At 48.4% G+C, this 21,424-nt stretch carries 19 protein-coding genes; all 19 read right to left on the bottom strand.

The features are described 5' to 3' along the window. Position 1: 1 nt before the first annotated feature. Complete coding sequence (gene truB / locus C7R91_RS02925; RefSeq protein ID WP_047067844.1) at positions 2 to 928, bottom strand: tRNA pseudouridine(55) synthase TruB; 927 nt, start codon at positions 926 to 928, stop codon at positions 2 to 4. Next, the gene (locus tag C7R91_RS02920) at positions 921 to 1,916 is read right to left on the bottom strand and encodes a DHH family phosphoesterase (protein WP_047067846.1); all 996 of its coding nucleotides are present in this window, start codon (positions 1,914 to 1,916) and stop codon (positions 921 to 923) included. The genes truB and C7R91_RS02920 overlap by 8 nt, the downstream gene beginning before the upstream one ends. Next, positions 1,906 to 2,271 (bottom strand): 30S ribosome-binding factor RbfA, encoded by a 366-nt coding sequence (gene rbfA / locus C7R91_RS02915; RefSeq protein ID WP_007719226.1) that lies wholly within the window; start codon positions 2,269 to 2,271, stop codon positions 1,906 to 1,908. Before rbfA ends, C7R91_RS02920 begins: the two co-directional genes overlap by 11 nt. A gap of 26 nt (positions 2,272 to 2,297) precedes the next feature. Continuing rightward, positions 2,298 to 2,579: a DUF503 domain-containing protein gene (locus C7R91_RS02910; RefSeq protein WP_047067848.1), complete on the bottom strand. Its 282-nt coding sequence runs from the start codon at positions 2,577 to 2,579 to the stop codon at positions 2,298 to 2,300. Then, positions 2,579 to 5,140, bottom strand: a complete 2,562-nt coding sequence (gene infB / locus C7R91_RS02905) for a translation initiation factor IF-2 (protein ID WP_047067850.1) — start codon at positions 5,138 to 5,140, stop codon at positions 2,579 to 2,581. Before infB ends, C7R91_RS02910 begins: the two co-directional genes overlap by 1 nt. A gap of 21 nt (positions 5,141 to 5,161) precedes the next feature. Continuing rightward, on the bottom strand, positions 5,162 to 5,461 hold the full coding sequence (locus tag C7R91_RS02900) for a YlxQ family RNA-binding protein (RefSeq protein WP_016743350.1): 300 nt from the start codon (positions 5,459 to 5,461) through the stop codon (positions 5,162 to 5,164). Beyond that, positions 5,458 to 5,748 carry an RNase P modulator RnpM gene (gene rnpM / locus C7R91_RS02895; RefSeq protein WP_015891714.1) on the bottom strand — a complete coding sequence of 97 codons (291 nt, stop codon included), beginning with the start codon at positions 5,746 to 5,748 and terminating at the stop codon, positions 5,458 to 5,460. The genes C7R91_RS02900 and rnpM overlap by 4 nt, the downstream gene beginning before the upstream one ends. Before the next feature lie 2 nt (positions 5,749 to 5,750). Beyond that, the gene (gene nusA / locus C7R91_RS02890; protein ID WP_047067855.1) at positions 5,751 to 6,842 is read right to left on the bottom strand and encodes a transcription termination factor NusA; all 1,092 of its coding nucleotides are present in this window, start codon (positions 6,840 to 6,842) and stop codon (positions 5,751 to 5,753) included. A 50-nt stretch (positions 6,843 to 6,892) separates the two neighbouring features. Next, on the bottom strand, positions 6,893 to 7,351 hold the full coding sequence (gene rimP / locus C7R91_RS02885) for a ribosome maturation factor RimP (protein WP_047067857.1): 459 nt from the start codon (positions 7,349 to 7,351) through the stop codon (positions 6,893 to 6,895). Positions 7,352 to 7,518: 167 nt separating this feature from the next. Next, the gene (locus C7R91_RS02880; RefSeq protein WP_047067859.1) at positions 7,519 to 11,823 is read right to left on the bottom strand and encodes a PolC-type DNA polymerase III; all 4,305 of its coding nucleotides are present in this window, start codon (positions 11,821 to 11,823) and stop codon (positions 7,519 to 7,521) included. A 116-nt stretch (positions 11,824 to 11,939) separates the two neighbouring features. Next, positions 11,940 to 13,685 (bottom strand): proline--tRNA ligase, encoded by a 1,746-nt coding sequence (locus tag C7R91_RS02875; RefSeq protein ID WP_141336869.1) that lies wholly within the window; start codon positions 13,683 to 13,685, stop codon positions 11,940 to 11,942. A gap of 43 nt (positions 13,686 to 13,728) precedes the next feature. Next, on the bottom strand, positions 13,729 to 14,811 hold the full coding sequence (gene ispG / locus C7R91_RS02870) for a flavodoxin-dependent (E)-4-hydroxy-3-methylbut-2-enyl-diphosphate synthase (RefSeq protein ID WP_047067862.1): 1,083 nt from the start codon (positions 14,809 to 14,811) through the stop codon (positions 13,729 to 13,731). A gap of 55 nt (positions 14,812 to 14,866) precedes the next feature. Next, the gene (gene rseP, locus C7R91_RS02865) at positions 14,867 to 16,132 is read right to left on the bottom strand and encodes an RIP metalloprotease RseP (protein ID WP_047067864.1); all 1,266 of its coding nucleotides are present in this window, start codon (positions 16,130 to 16,132) and stop codon (positions 14,867 to 14,869) included. 43 nt (positions 16,133 to 16,175) lie between these two features. Next, on the bottom strand, positions 16,176 to 17,324 hold the full coding sequence (locus C7R91_RS02860; RefSeq protein WP_047068610.1) for a 1-deoxy-D-xylulose-5-phosphate reductoisomerase: 1,149 nt from the start codon (positions 17,322 to 17,324) through the stop codon (positions 16,176 to 16,178). A 40-nt stretch (positions 17,325 to 17,364) separates the two neighbouring features. Beyond that, positions 17,365 to 18,150 carry a phosphatidate cytidylyltransferase gene (locus tag C7R91_RS02855; RefSeq protein WP_047067866.1) on the bottom strand — a complete coding sequence of 262 codons (786 nt, stop codon included), beginning with the start codon at positions 18,148 to 18,150 and terminating at the stop codon, positions 17,365 to 17,367. Between the two features lie 17 nt (positions 18,151 to 18,167). Next, positions 18,168 to 18,938: an undecaprenyl pyrophosphate synthase gene (uppS, locus tag C7R91_RS02850; RefSeq protein ID WP_047067869.1), complete on the bottom strand. Its 771-nt coding sequence runs from the start codon at positions 18,936 to 18,938 to the stop codon at positions 18,168 to 18,170. Between the two features lie 66 nt (positions 18,939 to 19,004). Further along, entirely contained in the window at positions 19,005 to 19,562 is a 558-nt protein-coding gene (frr, locus tag C7R91_RS02845; RefSeq protein ID WP_015891724.1) for a ribosome recycling factor, read from the bottom strand. Positions 19,563 to 19,564: 2 nt separating this feature from the next. After that, complete coding sequence (gene pyrH, locus C7R91_RS02840) at positions 19,565 to 20,287, bottom strand: UMP kinase (protein ID WP_007719254.1); 723 nt, start codon at positions 20,285 to 20,287, stop codon at positions 19,565 to 19,567. Between the two features lie 159 nt (positions 20,288 to 20,446). Beyond that, the gene (tsf, locus tag C7R91_RS02835) at positions 20,447 to 21,334 is read right to left on the bottom strand and encodes a translation elongation factor Ts (protein ID WP_106786164.1); all 888 of its coding nucleotides are present in this window, start codon (positions 21,332 to 21,334) and stop codon (positions 20,447 to 20,449) included. Positions 21,335 to 21,424: the final 90 nt, after the last annotated feature.

Below are 21,424 nucleotides of genomic sequence, written 5' to 3'. Positions count from 1 at the left end.
ATTACACCTCGGCTGGAAAGACTTTTTCTGGTTTGGCGAAAAGTCCTTTGTCTCCACGGCATACGCGATGAATGCCAAGTAATTCTTCCCCCGCAAACAAGCAAATCAAACTTCCTTCCTCCGCAGTGACGCCCGGAAGCGCAGTCGCAAGTCCATTACGTACTGCTTTGATCCGTTCTGGCTTGACCTGAAACGATGGTAAGAACGAGATTGCCTGAGGGATGGAGACCAAGTGGCGGGAAATGTCTTCCCCATTTGCTGCCTGTTCCTCAATTTGCTGGAGGGGGATTGCCTCTTGCTCCTGGAACGGGCCGCTTTTAATTCGCCGCAACAGCTTCATATGGGCAGGATAACCCAGAGCGCCTCCGAGGTCAACACATAAGGTGCGCATGTATGTGCCTTTGGAGCACGTGCACGTGAATGCAACATCGACAGTATCCCCATCCACGCTAATCTTATGGAGTGTCAGCTCATACAACGTCACTTTCCGTGCCTGCCGCTCGATCACCGTGCCTTCACGAGCTAGGTCGTACAGCCGCTTGCCGTTTACCTTTACCGCAGAGAACATCGGAGGTACCTGCTCCATTTCACCCAAAAAGGATTGGAACAGGGCTTGAATACGCTCCGTCGTAATCGATCCTGCATCTACTCCAGCTTGCTCCACCACTTCTCCGGAAGCATCTTCCGTCGTGGTAGTGGAGCCGAGGCGCATAACTACATCATAGCGCTTAGGCAGCTCTTGCAAATATTCAACTAGCCTCGTTGCGTGTCCCACGCAAATGGGGAGTACACCCGTTACATCTGGATCCAGTGTACCCGTGTGCCCCACCTTTTTCGTTCCATACAATCGACGAATACGTGCTACACAATCATGAGAGGTCATACCAGCTGGCTTGTCGATAACCAGCACGCCGTTCACGTTACTCATCGAATTTCACTCCTACTGCATCGTCCAGCACAGTCCATACTTTTTGCTGTACTTCTGAAAGTGGGCCTTTGATCGTGCATCCCGCTGCTTTTGCGTGTCCACCACCACCGAGCTGCTTCGCAATGACAGCTACGTCAACCCGATCACGAGCGCGCATGCTCACCTTGACCACTCCTGGTTCTGCTTCCACAAAAGAAACGCCGACCTCGACTCCTTCAATGTTGCGGCAGTAGTTGACCAATCCACCAGCATCTTCCCGCTCTGCACCCACTTCGGCAAAATCTGCGGCTGAAACTGTGATAGAGGCAATCAGATTTTGATGGGACAGTTGCAGGGTTTGGAGAGCGCGTCGCAGTACTTTCACATGGGCAAAAGTAATTTCCTCCAGACACCGCTCTGCTACGTCTCCTGGCTTTACACCGTAACCTAGTAATCGAGCAGCGATTTCCATGACGCGCGGTGATGTATTGGAATAGCGGAAACCGCCTGTATCCGTCAAAAGTCCGGTATAGATGCACAGCGCAAGCTCTTCATTGAAAGAAACCCCTGCTGCTTCTGCAACATCAAATAAAATCTCCGCTGTTGCGGCTGCATCCGGACGAACCAGATTTACCGTTCCAAAATGATCGTTGGTCGGGTGGTGATCGATATTCAGCAAAGCAGCGCCAGACGCAAATAAAGACCGTACATCGCCCATCCGCGACTCATCCGCGCAGTCTACAGCGATTACGGCCCCGAACGTTTCGTTCAGTGGTTGTTTGCGCAGGTTATAAAGACGGTCAAACCGCGGCAAGAAGTTAAACTTGATCGGTGTTTCCCCTTCGTTTACAACCACATACTCTTTTCCCAATTGTTCTAGCATGAGCACGACTCCCAAAGCAGATCCTGTAGCATCTCCGTCAGGACTTACATGAGAGAGAACCAGGAAGCGGTCGTGCTCCTGCATAAACCGCGCCGCTTCCTGTACAGCCATTTGATTAGGATTCATCCTGTTTCTCTCCCTCTGTGGAGATTTCCCGCAGGATTGATTCAATTTTGCTGCCGTAGTCAATGGACTCGTCCAGTTTGAATACAAAATCAGGAATGTGACGCAGCTTTACGCGTTTCCCGATCTCCGTACGCAAATAGCCTTTTGCTTTTGTCAAACCTGCAAGAGAAGCTTTACGCTCTTCCTCACTGCCGAAAATGCTGACAAAAACCTTTGCCAATTGCAGGTCACTGCTTACCTCTACATCTGTTACCGTTACGAAACCGACACGAGGATCTTTGAGTCCACGCTGCAATACGAGGCTCAATTCTTTTTTGATTTCTTCACCTACGCGGCTGATTCGTGTTTTATTCATCGATTTTCACCTCCGCTGGCTGCTCCTTACTCGTAGTATTCCGTATCCACGCGAATCAACTCTACCTCTGGATGGTTTTCCACGAATCGGATGACAGCCTGCATTTCTTGTTGTAAAAAAGAGATCTCATTAGCAACGGCAGCGATACCCAACACGGTACGCTGCCATTGCTCGAGATAAGCCACCTCTGCCGCGGAGACGTTAAATCGGCTCCGCAGCTTGCCGATCAGACTTTTGACGATGGCCCGTTTTTCTTTCAGGTTTTGGCTAGCGGGCAGAAACAGTTCAATCTGCACACCTGCTACCATTATTGTTTCACTTCAACCATGACGAATGCTTCGATGACGTCTCCGATTTTGAGGTCATTGAAGCGTTCCAAAGTCAGACCGCACTCATAGCCAGCAGCGACGTCTTTCGCATCATCTTTGAAGCGCTTGAGGGTATCGAGCTTACCTTCATAAATCACAATGCCTTCACGGATCAAACGCGCACCAGCATCGCGGCTCAATTTACCTTCAGTCACATAGCAACCAGCAATGTTTCCGACTTTGGATACTTTGAACACTTCACGAATCTCAGCTTGACCGATAATGTTTTCTTTGAAGACTGGATCAAGCATACCTTTGAGAGCAGACTCGATCTCTTCGATTACAGTATAGATGACACGGTGCAGGCGAATGTCGATCTTCTCTTGTTCAGCCATGCTGCGCGCATTTGGTTCAGGACGAACGTTAAAACCAATAATGATCGCATTTGAAGCATTTGCCAGTGTAACATCGGATTCTGTAATCGCACCAACGCCTGTATGAATGATCTTCACACGAGTTCCGTTGACATCGATTTTCTCCAAAGAACCGCGCAGTGCTTCCACAGAACCGTGTACGTCTGCTTTTACAATCAGGTTCAGTTCTTTGATATCGCCTTCTTGAATGTGTTGGAACAAATCATCCAAAGAAACGCGGGAGCTTTCACGACGCTCGGATTCACGTTGCTTGGAAGCACGTGCTTCCCCGATCGCGCGGGCTTTCTTCTCGTCTTCAAAGACACGGAACTGATCGCCTGCTTGTGGAACATCATTCAGACCTGTAATTTCTACTGGCGTAGATGGACCTGCTTCTTTCAGACGGCGTCCTTTGTCATTCACCATCGCACGCACACGTCCAAAAGCGGAACCGACAACGATAGGGTCACCTACACGGAGAGTACCTTGTTGAACCAAGATGGTTGCAACTGGACCACGTCCCTTGTCGAGCTCAGCTTCGACAACGGTACCGCGCGCAAGTTTGTCTGGGTTGGCTTTCAGTTCTTGTACTTCGGATACGAGCAAGATGTACTCGAGCAATTCCTCGATACCTGTGCGCTGTTTAGCGGACAATGGGGAGAAGATCGTATCGCCGCCCCACTCTTCGGCAACCAGCTCATATTCGGTCAACTCTTGCTTGATACGGTCAATATTTGCTTCTGGTTTGTCAACCTTGTTGACAGCAACGATGATCGGCACATTTGCTGCTTTCGCATGGCTGATCGCCTCAACGGTTTGCGGCATGACACCGTCATCTGCTGCAACCACCAGAATGGTGATATCTGTGATTTGCGCACCGCGTGCACGCATGGTTGTGAACGCCGCGTGACCTGGTGTATCGAGGAAAGTAATTTTCTTCCCTTTGATCTCAACTTGGTACGCACCGATATGCTGTGTAATTCCGCCTGCTTCTCCCGCTACTACGTTTGTAGAGCGAATCGCGTCCAGCAAGGTTGTTTTCCCATGGTCAACGTGACCCATGATGGTAACAACTGGTGGGCGCTCCCGCAGGCTTTCTGGTGCATCTACGTCTTCCAACGTTTCGAAGTTCGTTTCATCGATGATGATTTTTTCTTCGACTTCTACGTTGTAGTCCGCGCAAATGAGTTCGATAGCTTCACGATCAAGGTACTGGTTGATCGTCGCCATGATACCCAAGCCGAACAGTTTTTTGATGACTTCAGCTGGTTCCTTGCGCAGTTTCACTGCCAACTCATTTACAGTCAAAGACTCTGTAAACGTGATCTTTGTAGGTGGTTCAATCACAGGGCGTTGCGGTTTTTGTCCACCACCACCACGGTTGTTATTTCCTCCACGGCGGTTGTTTTGATTGTTGCGGTTATTACCACCACGGAATGGTTGACTCTTTTTGTTATCTTCGAATGTCTTTTGGGTTTGAGGGCCCTTTTTGATTTTCTCACGCTTTTCCAAACCAACATTGGAAGGAAGTTTTACTTTATCCTCAAACTCTTCCCCCGTACGACCCTCCGTTTGATTCGCTGCAGGTTGGTTTGCAGGACGCTGTTGGTTTTGTGGTCGTTGCTGATTTTGAGGACGCTGTTGGTTTTGTGGGCGTTGTTGATTCTGCGGCTTACGGTCAGACGGCTTTGCAGGTTGACTTCTCATATTGTTTGGTTTTCTCTCCTGATTCTTCCCCTGATTTTTTCCATGCTGAGGACTATGCTGATCGGGATTGCCACTTGCACTGCTATTTCCTGGACGATTCGTGCTTGTGTTCTTTGCTCCGCGATCGCTGTTTGGTCTGTCATTTCTAACCGGTTGAGCTTGCCCCGCTTGCTGCTGGGGTTTGATCTGTTGTCCTCTGGAGTCGTTGGGGCGTCGTTGATCGTCCGTTTGTTTGGGTCTTGCATCACTAGGTGTACTACGCGCTTCCGGTTTGGCACCAGAACGCAATTTGGCCATGTGATCCTCGATCCTTTTGATCGTCCCTTCTTCCATGATACTCATATGATTTGCTACTTCTATATTCAATCGTTTTAGCAAATTGAGGATTTCCTTGCTGCTCATGTTGTGCTGTTTGGCATACTCATACACACGTGTCTTCAAATATACTTCACCCTTTCTAAGTTAGGTGAGCAGACGCTGAATGCTTTCGGCCAATTTCCCATCGGTTACCGCCACGGTAACGCGCCCATCTTTTCCGATTGCGTGTCCCAATGAATGTCGGTCGCCAGTGGTTACACATGAGACACCGTAATAGGAACATTTATCCTTTACTTTCTTGGCGGTATTGTCTGATGCATCTGATGCGAGCAATACCAGGCGGGCCTGCCCATTACGCACAGCGGTAATGACCAATTCCTCTCCGGTAACGATCTTTCTCGCACGCATCGCCAATCCGAGTAATTGTGCTGCTTTTGGGGTCATTTTCCCACCATCTCCAGCCATTTCTCACGGAAAGCATCATACTTTTCTTGGGAGATGGACATATTGAGGGCACGTTCCAGCACTTTTTTCCATTTTCCCGATGCGAACGCATCCGGCTTCAGACAGCTTTCCTGCCGACACACATAGGTACCGCGTCCCGCCGCCCTTCCAGTAAGATCAATGACGATCTCTTCTTCTGGCGTCCGGACGACGCGGATTAATTCCTTTTTCGGAAACATTCCTTGGCAAACAATGCACTTACGCAACGGGATCTTTTTTTGCTTCATGATTATTCGTTGTCCGTCCCTTCATCGCTCTCTACTTCTTTTGGATAAGCGATGCCTTCTTGGTCGGCTTGGGACTCGCTCTTGATATCGATCTTCCAGCCAGTCAGCTTGGCTGCCAAGCGTGCGTTTTGGCCACGCTTACCAATCGCCAGAGACAATTGATAATCGGGAACGATCACACGAGTAACCTTCTCCGCTACGTTCACCTCAACATGCAGCACTTTTGCAGGACTGAGTGCATTGGCTACGTACTCGGCAGGATCTTCAGACCAACGAACAATGTCGATCTTTTCGCCTTTCAGCTCCGTAACGATCGTTTGGACGCGCATGCCCTTTGGACCGACACAAGCCCCTACTGGATCAACATCTGCGTTGATGGAATGCACAGCGATCTTCGAGCGATCGCCCGCTTCGCGCGCAACAGATTTGATTTCAACCACACCGTCATATATTTCTGGCACTTCTAATTCGAAGAGACGCTTCAAAAGCCCCGGGTGAGTACGGGAAACGACGATTTGCGGTCCTTTAGTGGTTTTCTCTACTTTGATGATGTATGCCTTCACGCGATCTTGTGATTTAAAATCTTCGGATGGCATTTTTTCGGTGATCGGCATAACGGCTTCCGCCTTACCCAGATCAATGTAATAATTGCGAGCGTCCATACGCTGAACGACGCCTGTTACGATATCGTCTTCACGCTCAATAAACTCGCTGTAGATCAAACCGCGCTCCGCTTCGCGAATGCGCTGTGTAACCACTTGCTTCGCTGTCTGAGCAGCAATACGTCCGAAATCACGAGGCGTTACCTCGATTTCGACGATGTCCTCCAGACGGAAGTTAGGATCGATTTCTTGTGCTGCTTCTTGAGAGATCTCCAGGCGCGGATCCAATACCTCTTCCACTACGGTCTTCCGCGCAAACACACGCACCATACCTGAATGACGATTTACATCCACCCGTACATTTTGGGCCGAGTTGAAGTTACGTTTGTATCCAGAGATAAGAGCCGCTTCGATGGCCTCAATCAGTACGTCTTTGGTGATGCCTTTCTCTCTCTCAATGGCTTCTAAAGCCTCGATAAAATCGCCGTTCATGACTTTCGTTGCCTCCTCCTTTACTTACCACAGGCTACACAGCTGAAAAATTAAAAGACAATTGCCATTCTCGCTGTGTCAATTTGCTCTTGGGAAATTACATACGTTTTCTTTGCTTCTTTTACAGTCAGCTTGCCATCCTCAAAGGATATCAGTTCGCCCTCGAACGTGGTTGCTCCTTCTACCGGCTCTTTGGTTGTGATATGCACATTTCGGCCGACAGCTTTCAGGAAATCCTTATCCTTGCGCAATGGGCGCTCAGCACCCGGCGAAGATACTTCTAAAAAGTATGCAGTAGGGATGGGATCTACTTCGTCTAGTTTTTGACTCAGCTTCTCGCTGACAAGGCTGCAGTCATCGATATCGATGTTGCCAGTTTCATTGTCGATAAACACGCGCAGAAACCAGTTGCTGCCTTCCTTTTTGTACTCGATGTCAACTAGCTCCAGGCCCAATTCTTCAACAATGGGCGTGACGAGTTCAGTGACGATGCCTGTTACCTTGCTCAAGCAAGTACCTCCTTCTCGTTTGAACCATGAGGTGTAGCCAGAAAGAAAGAGTGGGTTTCCCCACTCTCGTTCTGCCATGCGTATAAAACCAGTATTTCCAAAAAAATTATAGCATAACAGCCCTCTCCTGACAACCTTTGGATGACTGTGAGCCTTGACTGCACGCCTTAGAACAAGGATAGCTGGTTGGATTCTGGTAATCCTTTCAAGGCACCTTGCTCGTCCAGGAACTCCAAAATGGTCTTGGAGATACGGGAACGGGACAGGAGGTCTTCCTTGGACAAAAACTCTCCTTGCTCTCTCGCTTGCACGATGCTGATCGCTGCATTCGTCCCTAAACCAGGCAGGGCGTTGAATGGGGCGATAAGAGAATCACCCTCGATCAAGAAGCGAGTAGCGTCCGATTTGTACAAATCAACGTTGGCAAAGCGGAAGCCGCGTTCTACCATTTCCAACGCCATCTCCAAAACAGTCAGCAATGCCTTTTCTTTTGGCTGTGCATCGTGTCCCTTGCCCTCGATCTCTTCGATCTTTTGCTTGATCGCCGCTGAGCCTTTGACCATCAGCGGAATATCAAAGTCATCTGCGCGAACCGTGAAATACGTCGCGTAAAACTCCAATGGTCGATGAACCTTGAAATAGGCAATCCGTACAGCCATCATGACATAGGCGGTCGCATGCGCCTTCGGGAACATGTACTTGATCCGCTGGCACGACTGAATATACCATTCTGGCACGTTGTTGTTGCGCATTTCTTCCTGATCTTCCTCGGGAACCCCTTTACCCTTACGCACGGACTCCATGATCTTAAAGGCACGGGACGGCTCTAGCCCTTTATAGATCAAATACACCATGATATCATCACGACAACCAATTACGTCTGGCAGCTTACATGTACCGTTGCGGATCAAGTCCTGCGCGTTGTTCAACCAAACGTCCGTACCGTGAGAGAGTCCAGAAATCTGAACAAGCTCGGCAAACGTAGTCGGTTTGGTGTCTTCTAGCATCTGTCGCACGAATTTGGTTCCGAACTCAGGTATGCCCAATGTCCCCATGTTCGTTCCGATTTGCTCCGGTGTAACCCCCAAGGCTTCCGTCGAACTGAAGATGGACATTGTCTTTTTATCATCCAGTGGAATCGTCTTCGGGTCCATTCCCGTCAAGTCTTGCAGCATGCGTATGACGGTCGGATCGTCGTGTCCCAGAATATCAAGTTTTAGCAAGTTGTCATGAATGGAGTGGAAGTCAAAATGGGTTGTGCGCCATTCTGACTCATTATCATCAGCCGGGAACTGAATCGGACAAAAGTCTTCAATTTCCATGTAGTCAGGAACTACGATAATACCGCCCGGATGCTGCCCTGTCGTCCTTTTTACACCTGTGCAGCCGTTGACGATTCGAGCTATCTCCGCATTGCGCAAAGTCATGCCTCGTTCGTCGGCGTACTTGCGCACGTAGCCATACGCTGTTTTTTCCGCAACTGTACCAATCGTTCCTGCACGATATACGTAATCTGCTCCGAACAGCTCCTGTGTGTACTTGTGTGCACGCGGCTGATAATCGCCAGAGAAGTTCAAGTCAATATCCGGTACCTTGTCTCCTTTAAAGCCGAGGAACGTCTCGAACGGGATGTCCTGTCCGTCCTTGGCATACATGGTTCCACATTGTGTACATGCTTTATCCTCCAAGTCAAACCCAGAGGCGATTGAACCATCTGTAATAAACTCGCTGTGCTTGCAATTTGGGCAGCGATAGTGAGGTGGCAATGGGTTTACCTCTGTAATCTCAGACATCGTCGCAACAAAAGACGAGCCTACAGATCCACGTGAACCTACCAGGTAACCATCATTCAACGATTTCGTTACCAAACGCTGCGAAATCAAATAAATCACACCGAACCCGTGCTTGATGATACTGTTCAACTCTTTTTCCAAGCGATGCTCGACCAGTTCGGGCAATGGGTCACCATACAATGACCTTGCTTTGTCATAACACATTTGACGCAGCTCATCGTCCGCTCCTTCAATGATCGGCGTGTACAGCTTGTCAGGAATCGGACTTATATCCTCAATCATATCCGCGATGGCATTTGTGTTCGTCACGACAATTTCTTTTGCGGTCTCTTCCCCCAAAAAGGAGAACGCCTCCAGCATCTCATCCGTTGTATGAAAGTACAGCGGCGGCTGGTTGCCTGCGGTTGGATCACCTTTTGACAGTAAGAAAACATCACGGAAGATCTCATCCTGGGGATTCAGGAAGTGCACATCCCCTGTTGCAACGACCAGCTTACCGAGCTCTTTTCCCATTTGGACGATCTTTTCATGGTAGCCTTTCATCGTCTCCAGCGAAGGAATTTCTTCATTACGCAACAGTGGTGAGTAATGAGCGATCGGCTGTAATTCCAAAAAGTCGTAAAAAGCAGCAACTTCCTTCAATTCTTCAGGTGACTTACCGCGGAGAATCGATTGCATGAGTTCTCCGTCTTTGCACGCCGTACCAATTAGCAAGCCTTCGCGATATTTGGTCAGCTGGCTTCGCTGAATTCGTGGCCAACGGAAGAATGTTTCCACATGGGAGCGACTTACGAGCTTGTATAGATTTTTGAGGCCTTCTTTATTTTGCACGAGAATGGTCGCATGGAATGGGCGTCCGCTTTTATAGTCGGCCTCTTCGTTACTTTTTTCATTCAACTCTGCTAGCGATTTGATTTCCGCTTCTTTAATGTCCTTCAACATTTGCTGGAATACGTGAGCCAAGGCAACGGTATCGTCCAACGCACGGTGGGCATTGATGAGCTCGACATTGAACTTTTTCGCTAATGATCCCAAACGATAATTGCGCATTCCTTTGTACATCAAGCGCGCCAAAGGCAGCGTATCTAAAAATGGATTGGTCCATGGCTCCATGCCTATCCGTTTGGCGCAGGCGTTGATAAACGCTTTGTCAAACTCTGCATTATGTGCAACCAGGATAGCGTCACCAGTAAAGTCCTTGAACTTGCGGAGTACCACATCGAGTGTCTCTTGCCCGCGGAGCATTTCGTTCGTAATCCCCGTAATCTCGGTTGTCTTTGGCCCAATTTCCAATTGCGGGTCAATCAGCTCCGTCCATTGGTCGACAATTTCCGCGCCTTTCATTTTGACAGCCGCAATCTCGATGATTGTATGCTCTGACGCGTTTAAACCCGTCGTCTCCGTATCAAACACGACGTATTCCGTATTTTCATCAATGGAAAGATTATTGTCTGCTTGCAGGTTGTAAACGATATCGATACCATCCTCGACTACATACGCTTCCATACCGAGAATGCATTTGATGTTGTTCTTTTTGGCGATGGAATACGCTTCTGGAAAAGCCTGTACGACACCATGGTCAGTGACAGCAATGGCTTTATGACCCCACTTTGCTGCCGTCGAGATCAGTGATTTTACAGATGCAACGGCATCCAGCGCACTCATCGGCGTATGGCAATGAAGCTCGACGCGTTTCTCTTCCGCTTGATCTTTTCGAATGACCTGCTCAATCTGGTTCAAATCATTGGCATTCATAACGAGATCGCGTACAAACGTATCATGCTGGACACTTCCCCGCACTTTCACCCACATGCCGTCTTTCAGCAATTCGAGCATTTTCACATCTTCTTTATCACGAGAGAACATCTTCACCGTGAGAGAATCCGTATAGTCAGAAATGTTGAATGTGAGCAAATGACGTCCACTGCGAAGCTCTTTTACTTCTACGTTAAACACGGTTCCTTGGATGACGATACGGCGTTCTTCATCTTGAATCTCGCAAATCGGGATCGGCGCATCCTTGATTTCATAGCCCATCATGAGCGTAGTGACAGCCTCAGCTTTATCAGACGACTTGCTATCTTGCGCGACAGCCGTCATCACAACCTCGACAAGAGCACGTTCTTCTTCTTTCCGTTGCTCCTCAAAGGCCTTATACGCGTCATCGCTTTCTTCCCCATGGAAAGAAAAGCGCATCGAGCAATCGGTAGCTTTCTGGAAAGCAGCCAAAAGCTCATTATCCGCTCGTTTTCGCTTGGCAACCTCAACGGACATCTCCGTTGGCAAGTACACCTTGACTTCCTGTTGGTCGACTTGCTTACGCGCTTGACGCATCGTAACTGCCAAGGAGTTCAGCGTTGGCTCCAGCCCCGCCAGCAAGACATCCCAATACTCTTCGACTACGTGATCGAGAGACGGCTTTTGGTGATAGCGAAATCGGGTATCTACTTTGGCTAGATGTGAAAATGTATGCGTCAATCGCTTGGTAAAAGCTGCATAAACATCCGCAGGTATCATTCTCGGGAGGGCAAAGTGAAAAACCCATTCTTTGTTTTGCTTATACAGCTCTAGCTTTTCAATCTGAGCATCAAGAAAAAATCGCTCCACCCATTCGTCAGGAACTTCCATTTGCTTGACCAATAGGGAGAAGCGATGTTTTTGCTCTTGTAAACGGTCCACGGTTTTCCCACCTTCCCTATAAGTGAGCGTTCAAACAAGAAAAAGAGGCACTCCCCGTTAATCTAGGGGAGTACCCCGTAAAAATTCGACAAAATCCTTCTTATTCCTGCATGCAACTAGTTCCCGAACAACGCAGCTCCGGTTTGGTCAACACGGGATAGGAAACCTTTCACTTCATCGACCAATTGATCCAGCTTCACATCATGTGTTTCACCGTTTTTGCGGATACGCACTTCAACTGTTCCTTCTTGTGCCGCTTTATCGGAAACCGTAATACGCAGAGGCAGTCCGATCAAATCAGCGTCTTTAAACTTCACACCAGCACGCTCAGGACGATCGTCAAACAAAACCTCGACGCCAGCCTTGCGCAGTGCTTCTGTAATTTGTTCACTAGTTTGACGTTGCTCTTCTACTTTAACATTGACCGGAATCACATGCACATGGAAAGGTGCAACAGATACTGGCCAAATGATACCATTTTCATCGTTGTTCTGCTCGATCACTGCCGCAATTGTACGAGATACACCGATTCCGTAGCAACCCATGATCATCGGTTGACTACGGCCGTTCTCATCCAGGTACGTAGCACCCATCGCAGTGGAGTATTTCGTACCCAGCTTGAATACGTGACCGACTTCTACACCACGTGCAAACTTGATAACACCACCTGTACGAGGGCACTCGTCGCCTTCTGTAATGTTGCGCAAGTCAGCGTACTGGGAAACCGTGAAATCGCGGCCAGCAACTACGTGAGTCAGATGATAGTCTGTTTCATTGGCACCGACGACACCATCATAAACATCTTGAACAAAATTGTCCGCGATGATTTCCACTTTTTCAGGATCAATGCCAACAGGGCCAACAAATCCTGCAGGCGCTCCTGTCACCGAAACGATATCCGCTTCAGAAGCCAGTCCAACGATCGTCGCATCATACAAGTTTTTCAGCTTCACTTCATTGATCTCATGATCACCGCGGACCAGCACCATAACCAGCTTGTCGTCTACGCGGTAAATGAGGCTCTTGATGATTTGCTTTGCTTCGATTTGCAGTGCTTGTACCAATTGGTCGATCGTTTTAGTGCCAGGCGTATGCAATTTTTCTCGAGCTGGCGCTTCTGTTGCTGGCTTCGCAGATGGCTTGTACACGACCTCTGCCTTTTCCAAGTTGGCCGCATAATCGCCTTCTTCAGAATAAGCAATCGTGTCTTCCCCAATGTCACACAACGCCATGAATTCGTAAGTGCCTTTTCCGCCGATTGCACCTGCATCCGCTTCTACTGCACGGAAGTTCAAGCCTACACGGGTAAAGATGTTCGTGTACGCATCGTACATCGCCTGGAAGTTGCGATCCAGACCTTCTTGTGTCGTATCAAAAGAGTAAGCATCCTTCATAATAAACTCGCGGCAACGAATCAAACCGAAGCGTGGACGTACTTCATCACGGAACTTGGTTTGAATTTGATAAAGGTTGATCGGGAGTTTTTTGTAAGAGTTAATCTCATCACGCACGAGACTCGTAATGACTTCTTCGTGGGTTGGACCCAAGGCAAAAGGACGATCATGACGATCACGCAGGCGGACGAGCTCGGGACCGTATACATCCCAACGACCCGTTTGATGCCACAGCTCAGCTGGTTGCATCGCTGGCATCAACAGTTCTTGTCCCCCAGCATTGTTCATTTCTTCACGCACAATCGCTTGGATTTTTTGCAGGGAACGGAGCGCCAGGGGCAGGTACGTATAAATACCGGAAGCCAGTTGGCGGGCCATACCTGCGCGGAGCAGCAGCTTGTGGCTGGCAATCTCCGCGTCGGATGGCACTTCCCGCAGGGTAGGGATCAACATTTGACTTTGCTTCAACACGTGCGTGTCCTCCTTATGCCTCATCAGCAATCAACGTGCATTATCCTACAGTTGTAGTTTTTTGCTCGTTTACTATTTCTTCAATTTCTTTCATTAGCTCTTCAAACAACTCGGTTTCTTTTACTTTCCGAACAATTTCACCATTACGGAAAATCAAGCCCTCGCCATTTCCGCCAGCAACACCTACATCTGCTTCACGAGCTTCACCAGGACCATTTACCGCGCAACCCATTACCGCTACTTTTAACGGTACTTTCAGCGTGGAAACAGCATCCTCGACTTTTGTTGCCAGGCCGATCAGATCAATTGCGCATCGACCGCAAGATGGGCATGCAATGACCACTGGATCGTTGTTCACGATATCCAAGCTGCGAAGGATTTGTTTGGCTACTTTAATTTCTTCAACAGGATCAGCCGTCAGGGATACACGGATGGTGTCACCGATTCCCATCGACAATACCGTTCCGATCCCAACTGAAGACTTAATGCTGCCGGAGAACTGTGTGCCTGCTTCCGTTACACCAACGTGCAATGGATAGTTGCGCTTCTGTGCCATCAACGAATAGGTTTGGATCATTGTTGGAACATCGGAAGACTTCAAGGAAATGACGATGTTGTCGTAATTCAGGTCTTCCAGAATTTGCACGTGGTCCATCGCACTTTCTACGATTGCTTCTGGAGAAGGGTACCCATATTTTTCCAAAAGTCTTCTCTCGACAGAACCGGAGTTGACCCCGATACGGATCGGAACATTGCGCTCACGGCACGCTTCCACTACGCGTTGCGTTTTTTCTTTTGAACCGATGTTTCCTGGGTTGATTCGAATTTTATCAATCCCGCTCTCCAGTGCAATCAATGCCAGCTTGTGGTCGAAATGAATGTCGGCAACAAGCGGCAATGGAGAACGTTCTTTAATTTTTTTGATGGCACGTGCTGCATCTTCATTGATGACGGCCAAGCGAACAATTTGGCAACCGACATCGTGCAGTCTCTGAATCTCGGCCAGAGTTTTTTCTACATCGCGTGTGTCTGCTGTCGTCATCGATTGGATGACTACGCTTTTTTGGCCCCCGATTTGCACTCCACCTACAAAAACCGGTTTCGTCTCCTCGCGCTTGAACATTTTGCACCATCCTTTTACGTATGTCTGTTTTTCTTTCTATCGTGTTAGTACGTGATTAGGAGAACAATCGTTGCAGATCATTCCAAGTCACTACCAAAATTAGCAACATCAAAAAGGCAAAGCCCAAGAAATGAACCATTCCTTCTTTATGCGGGTCAACAGGTCGACCACGCAGTGCCTCTACTCCCAAGAATGCGAGACGTCCGCCATCCAAGGCTGGCAATGGCAACAGATTGAACAACCCAAGGTTAATGCTCAATACAGCAGCCCATTTCAACAGAATCGCCATGCCTTGTTGCGCAACCTCTCCAGTCATCTTGAAAATACCGACTGGACCACTCAAGTCCTTTAATCCGTATTCTCCGGTTACGAGCATTCCCAAGCTTTTCAGGATCATCACCGTAAAGTCGTAAGTGGAGTTCGCACCGTATTTGAGAACTTCTCCTGGGGCAAACGTGAGTGCATTGGTTACCATGATTTTGCCCACGTTGTTTTCGTCTTTCCCTACTTTCACTGGCACAGTCAAACGCTGGCCATTGCGCTCGTACTCAAACGTTAACTGTTGATCCGGCGCTTTGCTGATCTTCTCTACAACGTCTTTCCACGAGGATACCGGCTGACCTTGAATCGCGATCACCTTATCACCTGGCAATAATCCAGCTTGAGCAGCAGGTCCTCCCGGGATTACATCCCCCAGATAGCTGCCATTTGGTACGCCGTACAAGAAGCCGATCACGATAAACAAAACAAACGCCAGCAAAAAGTTGGCTGCAGGTCCCGCAAAAATCGCCCAAAAACGTTGTGAAACCGTCTTGCCTTTGAACTGTCTGTTCAGAGGGGCAATCTGTACTTCTTGTCCATCCTTGACCAGCTGAGCCTGTGGATGAACAGCAAACGTCTTCTGCTCTCCGTCCAGTTCAAGTACGATATTTAAATTTTGCTCCAAATCAAATTGTACCACCGTACCGGTAATCACACGAGCAGAACCAGAACTTGGCCCATCGAGCAAAATATGTGTGACCTTTCCTAACGCATCCCGCTCCACGCTTACTTCCATGTGCGGTTTTAACATATCCATCTCCGGGTCTTCTCCCGCCATGCGAACGAGACCACCGATGGGTAACAGGCGTAAGGTGTATTCCGTTTCTCCCCGCTTCACGCGAAAAATTTTTGGCCCCATTCCCAGTGCAAATTCACGACATAAGATCCCTGCCTTCTTGGCCAGAAGGAAGTGTCCTAGTTCGTGCACAAAGACAAGTACCCCAAATACAACGACAATCGCGAGAATTGATTCAACGGAATCCAGGTTGGGCAAAGGCAAGTGAACAGCCACCTTTCTGTCAAGTATCTAACTCTCATATTCCTTAAATGGAGACGAGCGCATAAGAGCGTGCCCACTCATCTGCTGCAAAAATATCTGCAAGCTCAGGACTCGCTACACCAGGGTGAGCTTCGCACGTTTTCCGGACGACCTTTTCGATGTCTAAAAAACGGATCGCTCCCTTCAAGAACATATCAACTGCGACCTCATTGGCTGCATTCAGTACTGCAGTATGCGTACCTCCTGCCATGCCGCACTCATACGCTAATTTTAACAGAGGATAACGCTCATAATCCATGGCTGCAAAATGAAGCGTGGCGATCTTGACCAAATCAAGTGGTTCCGTAGGCAGTTTTTTTCTGATGGGATAGCTCATGGCGTACTGAATCGGAACCTTCATATCCGGTGTACCGAGTTGGGCCATGACCGCTCTGTCTTTGTATTCTACCATAGAGTGTATGATACTTTCATAATGCAATACGCATTCGATCTGCTCATAAGGCAAATCAAACAGCCAATGAGCCTCGATCACTTCAAAACCTTTGTTCATCATGGTAGCAGAATCGATGGTAATTTTTGCACCCATGCTCCAATTCGGATGAGCCAATGCCTGCTCTACTGTCACTTGCTGGAGATCCTCGCGAGAGAGGTGACGGAAGGAACCGCCTGATGCGGTCAAAATAATCTTTGCCACATCTTCCTTACGTTCGCCTTGCAGACATTGGTAGACAGCTGAATGCTCGCTGTCTACTGGTATAATCGATACGCCTTTTTCTTTCGCTCGTTTCATGACGACAGGGCCAGCGCTCACCAGTGTCTCTTTGTTGGCCAGTCCAATTGTTTTTCCCGCCTCAATCGCAGCGAGTGTAGGTGCGACCCCTACACTGCCGACAACAGCGGTCATAACGAAATTGGCAGCTTCATGACGGGCAACCAGTTCCAAGCCTTCCGCTCCGTAAACAATTTCTGGTTGAGACTTCCCCGCCAATCTATCTCGCAGTTCAACGGCAGCCTTCTCATTTCCTACAGAAACGAGCTCGGGCTTGAACTTTTCCACCTGGAGTGTCAATAGGTCGACGTTTGTTCCAGCAGCCATAGCCACCACCGAAAAATCCTCAGGATGCTGGTCTACGACTTCAAGCGTGCTCGTTCCAACGGACCCCGTTGAACCTAAGAGCGCTATTTTTTTCACGGATTTCACCCTCTATATCTCTTTCTATATGCAAAAGGTTTTAGACAATACCTAATAGATGTAGAACCGGAAAGACGAGCAAAAAACTATCGAAGCGATCCAAAACGCCCCCGTGCCCCGGGATGAGCTGTCCTGAATCTTTCACATGGAAATGCCTCTTGAAAGCCGACTCAACCAAATCCCCCAATTGCCCGACGATCCCTGCAACAAGTGCAATGGTCAAAGCCTGATCAATCGCAAAATGTCCAAAGCTTGCATTGATGGAAAGAACAATCAAGACAGAAGCGACCAGACCGCCTAAGGCCCCTTCCACCGTCTTGTTTGGACTTATTTCTGGCCACAGTTTACGTTTACCTATTGCTTTTCCGACAAAATAGGCGCCCGAGTCAGTGGACCAGATTCCCATAATGACCATGACCGTAAGCATGAATCCTTCAGGTAGGTTTCGGGTAGCGGCCATATAAGTAAAACCGTAGCCTATGTATAACGCCCCCACCAGCGTAAGGGCGACGTGTTCAATGTGAAACTGATTTTTCCGTAAAACGGAGTAAATCAACAAGAGCAGGAGGACGGGCAGCATCAGATCCGGCAAGCTGATACTGAGCCAATCCGAAAATAATAGAGACGGCCATAAAATGCTTAACATCAATACATATCCGAGCAATCCTGCCAAATAAAATGACTGAATGCCAGCCATTCTCATAAATTCAAAATAGCCAATGACAGCCAGTAAAAACACTAATAGTGAGTACCAAACTCCACCAGCATACATCAATAATAGAAAAGCAGCCCCACCAATCAGGCCTGTTATTATACGTTGCTTCAACTGATTCCACCTCTCGGCTATACCGCCCCGTAGCGACGAGCTCGGCCTTGGTATTCCACGATTGCTTGATAAAAATGTTCACGGGTAAAATCAGGCCATAGCACGTCCGTAAACCATAATTCTGTATATGCTAATTGCCACAGCATAAAGTTACTCAAGCGAATCTCTCCACTTGTGCGAATCAAGAGGTCTGGATCGGGAATTTCGCTTGTATACAGGTAGCTCGATATCAATTCCTCTGTCAGCTGTTCTGGTTGAAGCTCGCCTGCTTTTACTTGTGCTGCCATCACTGAAAATGCTTTTGCCAGTTCATCTCGCCCACCGTAATTCAGGGCAAAATTCAATTGCAGACCGCTATTGTCCTTCGTTCTCTCTTCTGCTTCCAGCAGTGCTTTCAGCGTATGAGAAGGCAGCTCGTTTTTACTGCCCAGCATGCGTATGCGGACACCACGTTCTATTAATTCATCCAATTCTGTCGACAAAAATTCCTGCGGAAGTTTCATGAGAAAATCCACTTCATCGCGTGGACGCTTCCAGTTTTCGGTAGAGAATGCGTACATCGTCATATAACGAACGCCGATCTCGTCTGCAGCCTTGACGACTTCTTTTACTGCTTTCATTCCTGCACGGTGCCCGGCAACCCGGGGTAAACTGCGCTTATTGGCCCAACGACCGTTACCATCCATAATAATCGCCACATGTTCCGGAATCTTACCGGAACGATCCAACTCGGCTGGCTCCGATTGCTTTTCTTTGCGGCCCCATTTGCGCGCTAGATGTTCTAACATAAAGTGTTCCCCCGTAATGAGAGATATAGACGTACATCCCCCTCAAACGAGGGGGATTACCATTACCTATACTTCCAAAATGTCTTTCTCTTTGTCCTTAACGATCTTATCAACTTCGGCGATGAATTTATCCGTCGTTTTTTGTATGGTTTCTTGATGACGTCGGGAATCGTCCTCAGAAATAGTAGCAGCTTTTTCAAGCTTTTTGATTTCATCGTTTGCATCACGACGGATGTTACGAATGGCTACCTTTGCTTCTTCTCCACCTTTTCCTGCCAGCTTCACGAGCTCTTTACGACGCTCTTCTGTGAGTGGAGGAATGATCAGGCGGATAATCACGCCATCGTTGGATGGAGAAATTCCCAAATCCGATTGTTGCAGCGCACGGTCAATTTCTTTGAGCGCCGTTTTATCCCAAGGCTGGATTGTCAGCATACGTGGTTCTGGTACGCTGATGTTTGCCAATTGGCTAATCGGCGTTGGAGTGCCGTAGTAGTCTACTGTAACACGATCCAGCATCGCTGGGTTCGCACGACCTGCACGCAAGCTGGACAGGTCTCTTTTCAAAGCATTGATCGCTTTATTCATGCGATCTTCCATGTCATTTAGCACAGTTTGTGGCATAATTATTCCCCTTTCACTAGAGTACCGATTTTGTCGCCCATTACTGCCCGACGAATATTGCCTTCTTCAGAAATGTTAAAGACGATCAACGGAATACTGTTATCCATGCACAAGCTGGACGCTGTTGAATCCATGACACCTAACCCTTTATTCAGCACTTCCAGGAATGTCAACTGGTCGTACTTCTTAGCGTTCGGGTCAAGGCTTGGGTCTGCAGAGTACACACCGTCTACCTTGTTTTTCGCCATCAGGATTACCTCAGCTTCAATCTCAGCTGCACGCAGAGCAGCTGTCGTATCCGTTGAAAAGTAAGGGTTACCAGTACCGGCAGCGAAGATGACCACACGCATTTTTTCCAAATGGCGAATGGCACGACGGCGTATGTATGGTTCTGCTACCTGTCTCATCTCAATCGAGGTTTGAACACGAGTCGGGACGTTCACTTTTTCTAACCCATCCTGCAAGGCGAGTGAGTTCATAATCGTGGCCAGCATCCCCATGTAATCGGCTGTTGCTCGATCCATTCCTTTAGAGCTGCCGGAAAGTCCGCGCCAGATGTTACCTCCTCCGACGACTACTGCGACTTGTACACCCAATTCTACGATTTCCTTGATCTGGTTAGCGACGGAGAAAATTACCTTTGGGTCAATACCATACCCTAAGTCCCCCGCCAAAGCTTCCCCACTCAACTTTAACACAACCCGTTTATAGGCAGGAAGTGGCATGTGAAACGGCCTCCATTCATGAATCATTCTCTGTGCCCAGTCTTCATTCCTTCTAATTGGGAACAGGTACACACTGCTATTTACATGCAGAGAGTTTCACACAAAGTGAAACTCTCGCTTTGAAAATAGGGAACACGAAGGTGTTCCCTATAACCTTTATTATTGCTTATTAACTTGAGCCATTACTTCAGCTGCGAAATCTTCTTGTTTCTTCTCGATACCTTCGCCTACTTGGAAGCGAGCGAAACCTTTCAAGGTAGCACCTGCTTCTTTCAGCAGAACAGCTACTTTCTTGTCCGTATCTTTTACGAATGGTTGCTCAACCAGTACGTATTCTTCGAAGAATTTGGAGAGGCGGCCTTCTACCATTTTCTCAACGATGTTAGCAGGTTTGCCTTCAGCCAGTGCTTGGTTTTTCAGAACTTCACGCTCACGCTCGATCTCATCAGCGGAAACTTCTTCACGGTTAGCAAAACGTGGGTTGGACGTTGCTGCGTGCATGCCCAGGTCGCGTGCCAGTGTTTCGTCTTGTGTACCTTCCAAAGTTACCAGAACGCCAATGCGGCCACCCATGTGCAGGTAAGCACCGAATACGCCAGCGTCAGTTTTCTCAGAGAGTGCAAAACGACGGAAGGAGATGTTTTCTCCGATAGTCGCGATTTTCTCATTGATCACATGAGCCAGAGTCTCGCCAGCACCTTTGAACGGTTGCTCCAGAGCTTCTTCAACTGTTGCAGGACGTTGGGATACAACGTGCTCAGCGATGTCTTTCACGAGTGTTTGGAACTCAGGGTTTTTCGCTACGAAGTCAGTTTCGCAGTTAACTTCTACAACTGCTGCAACGTTTCCAGCTACCGCAGTTGCAGTCAGACCTTCAGCTGCGATACGACCAGATTTTTTTGCTGCTTTCGCGATACCGCGTTCACGGAGCAAGTCAATTGCTTTTTCCATGTCGCCTGCTGTTTCTTCCAGCGCGCGTTTGCAATCCATCATACCTGCGCCTGTACGCTCGCGCAGTTCTTTAACCGCTTGTGCACTAATTGCCATTGAGTGAAACCTCCTCGAAAAGTTACGATCCTATTATAATCGAAAAGCAAGTCACCTGTTAACCTCGGCGACGCTATTCAGCAAAAAAGG

The organism is Brevibacillus formosus, assembly GCF_003013405.1.
Taxonomy (GTDB): Bacteria; Bacillota; Bacilli; order Brevibacillales; family Brevibacillaceae; genus Brevibacillus; species Brevibacillus formosus.
This window is presented reverse-complemented; position numbering and strand designations above follow the sequence as displayed.

What these genes read in the sequence shown, in the direction of transcription:
- truB (WP_047067844.1), bottom strand. Translation starts at nt 928, where the DNA reads ATGAGTAACGTGAACGGCGTGCTGGTTATCGACAAGCCAGCTGGTATG.
- C7R91_RS02920 (WP_047067846.1), bottom strand. Translation starts at nt 1,916, where the DNA reads ATGAATCCTAATCAAATGGCTGTACAGGAAGCGGCGCGGTTTATGCAG.
- rbfA (WP_007719226.1), bottom strand. Translation starts at nt 2,271, where the DNA reads ATGAATAAAACACGAATCAGCCGCGTAGGTGAAGAAATCAAAAAAGAA.
- C7R91_RS02910 (WP_047067848.1), bottom strand. Translation starts at nt 2,579, where the DNA reads ATGGTAGCAGGTGTGCAGATTGAACTGTTTCTGCCCGCTAGCCAAAAC.
- C7R91_RS02900 (WP_016743350.1), bottom strand. Translation starts at nt 5,461, where the DNA reads ATGACCCCAAAAGCAGCACAATTACTCGGATTGGCGATGCGTGCGAGA.
- rnpM (WP_015891714.1), bottom strand. Translation starts at nt 5,748, where the DNA reads ATGAAGCAAAAAAAGATCCCGTTGCGTAAGTGCATTGTTTGCCAAGGA.
- nusA (WP_047067855.1), bottom strand. Translation starts at nt 6,842, where the DNA reads ATGAACGGCGATTTTATCGAGGCTTTAGAAGCCATTGAGAGAGAGAAA.
- ispG (WP_047067862.1), bottom strand. Translation starts at nt 14,811, where the DNA reads ATGTTCAAGCGCGAGGAGACGAAACCGGTTTTTGTAGGTGGAGTGCAA.
- uppS (WP_047067869.1), bottom strand. Translation starts at nt 18,938, where the DNA reads ATGTTAGAACATCTAGCGCGCAAATGGGGCCGCAAAGAAAAGCAATCG.
- frr (WP_015891724.1), bottom strand. Translation starts at nt 19,562, where the DNA reads ATGCCACAAACTGTGCTAAATGACATGGAAGATCGCATGAATAAAGCG.
- pyrH (WP_007719254.1), bottom strand. Translation starts at nt 20,287, where the DNA reads ATGCCACTTCCTGCCTATAAACGGGTTGTGTTAAAGTTGAGTGGGGAA.
- tsf (WP_106786164.1), bottom strand. Translation starts at nt 21,334, where the DNA reads ATGGCAATTAGTGCACAAGCGGTTAAAGAACTGCGCGAGCGTACAGGC.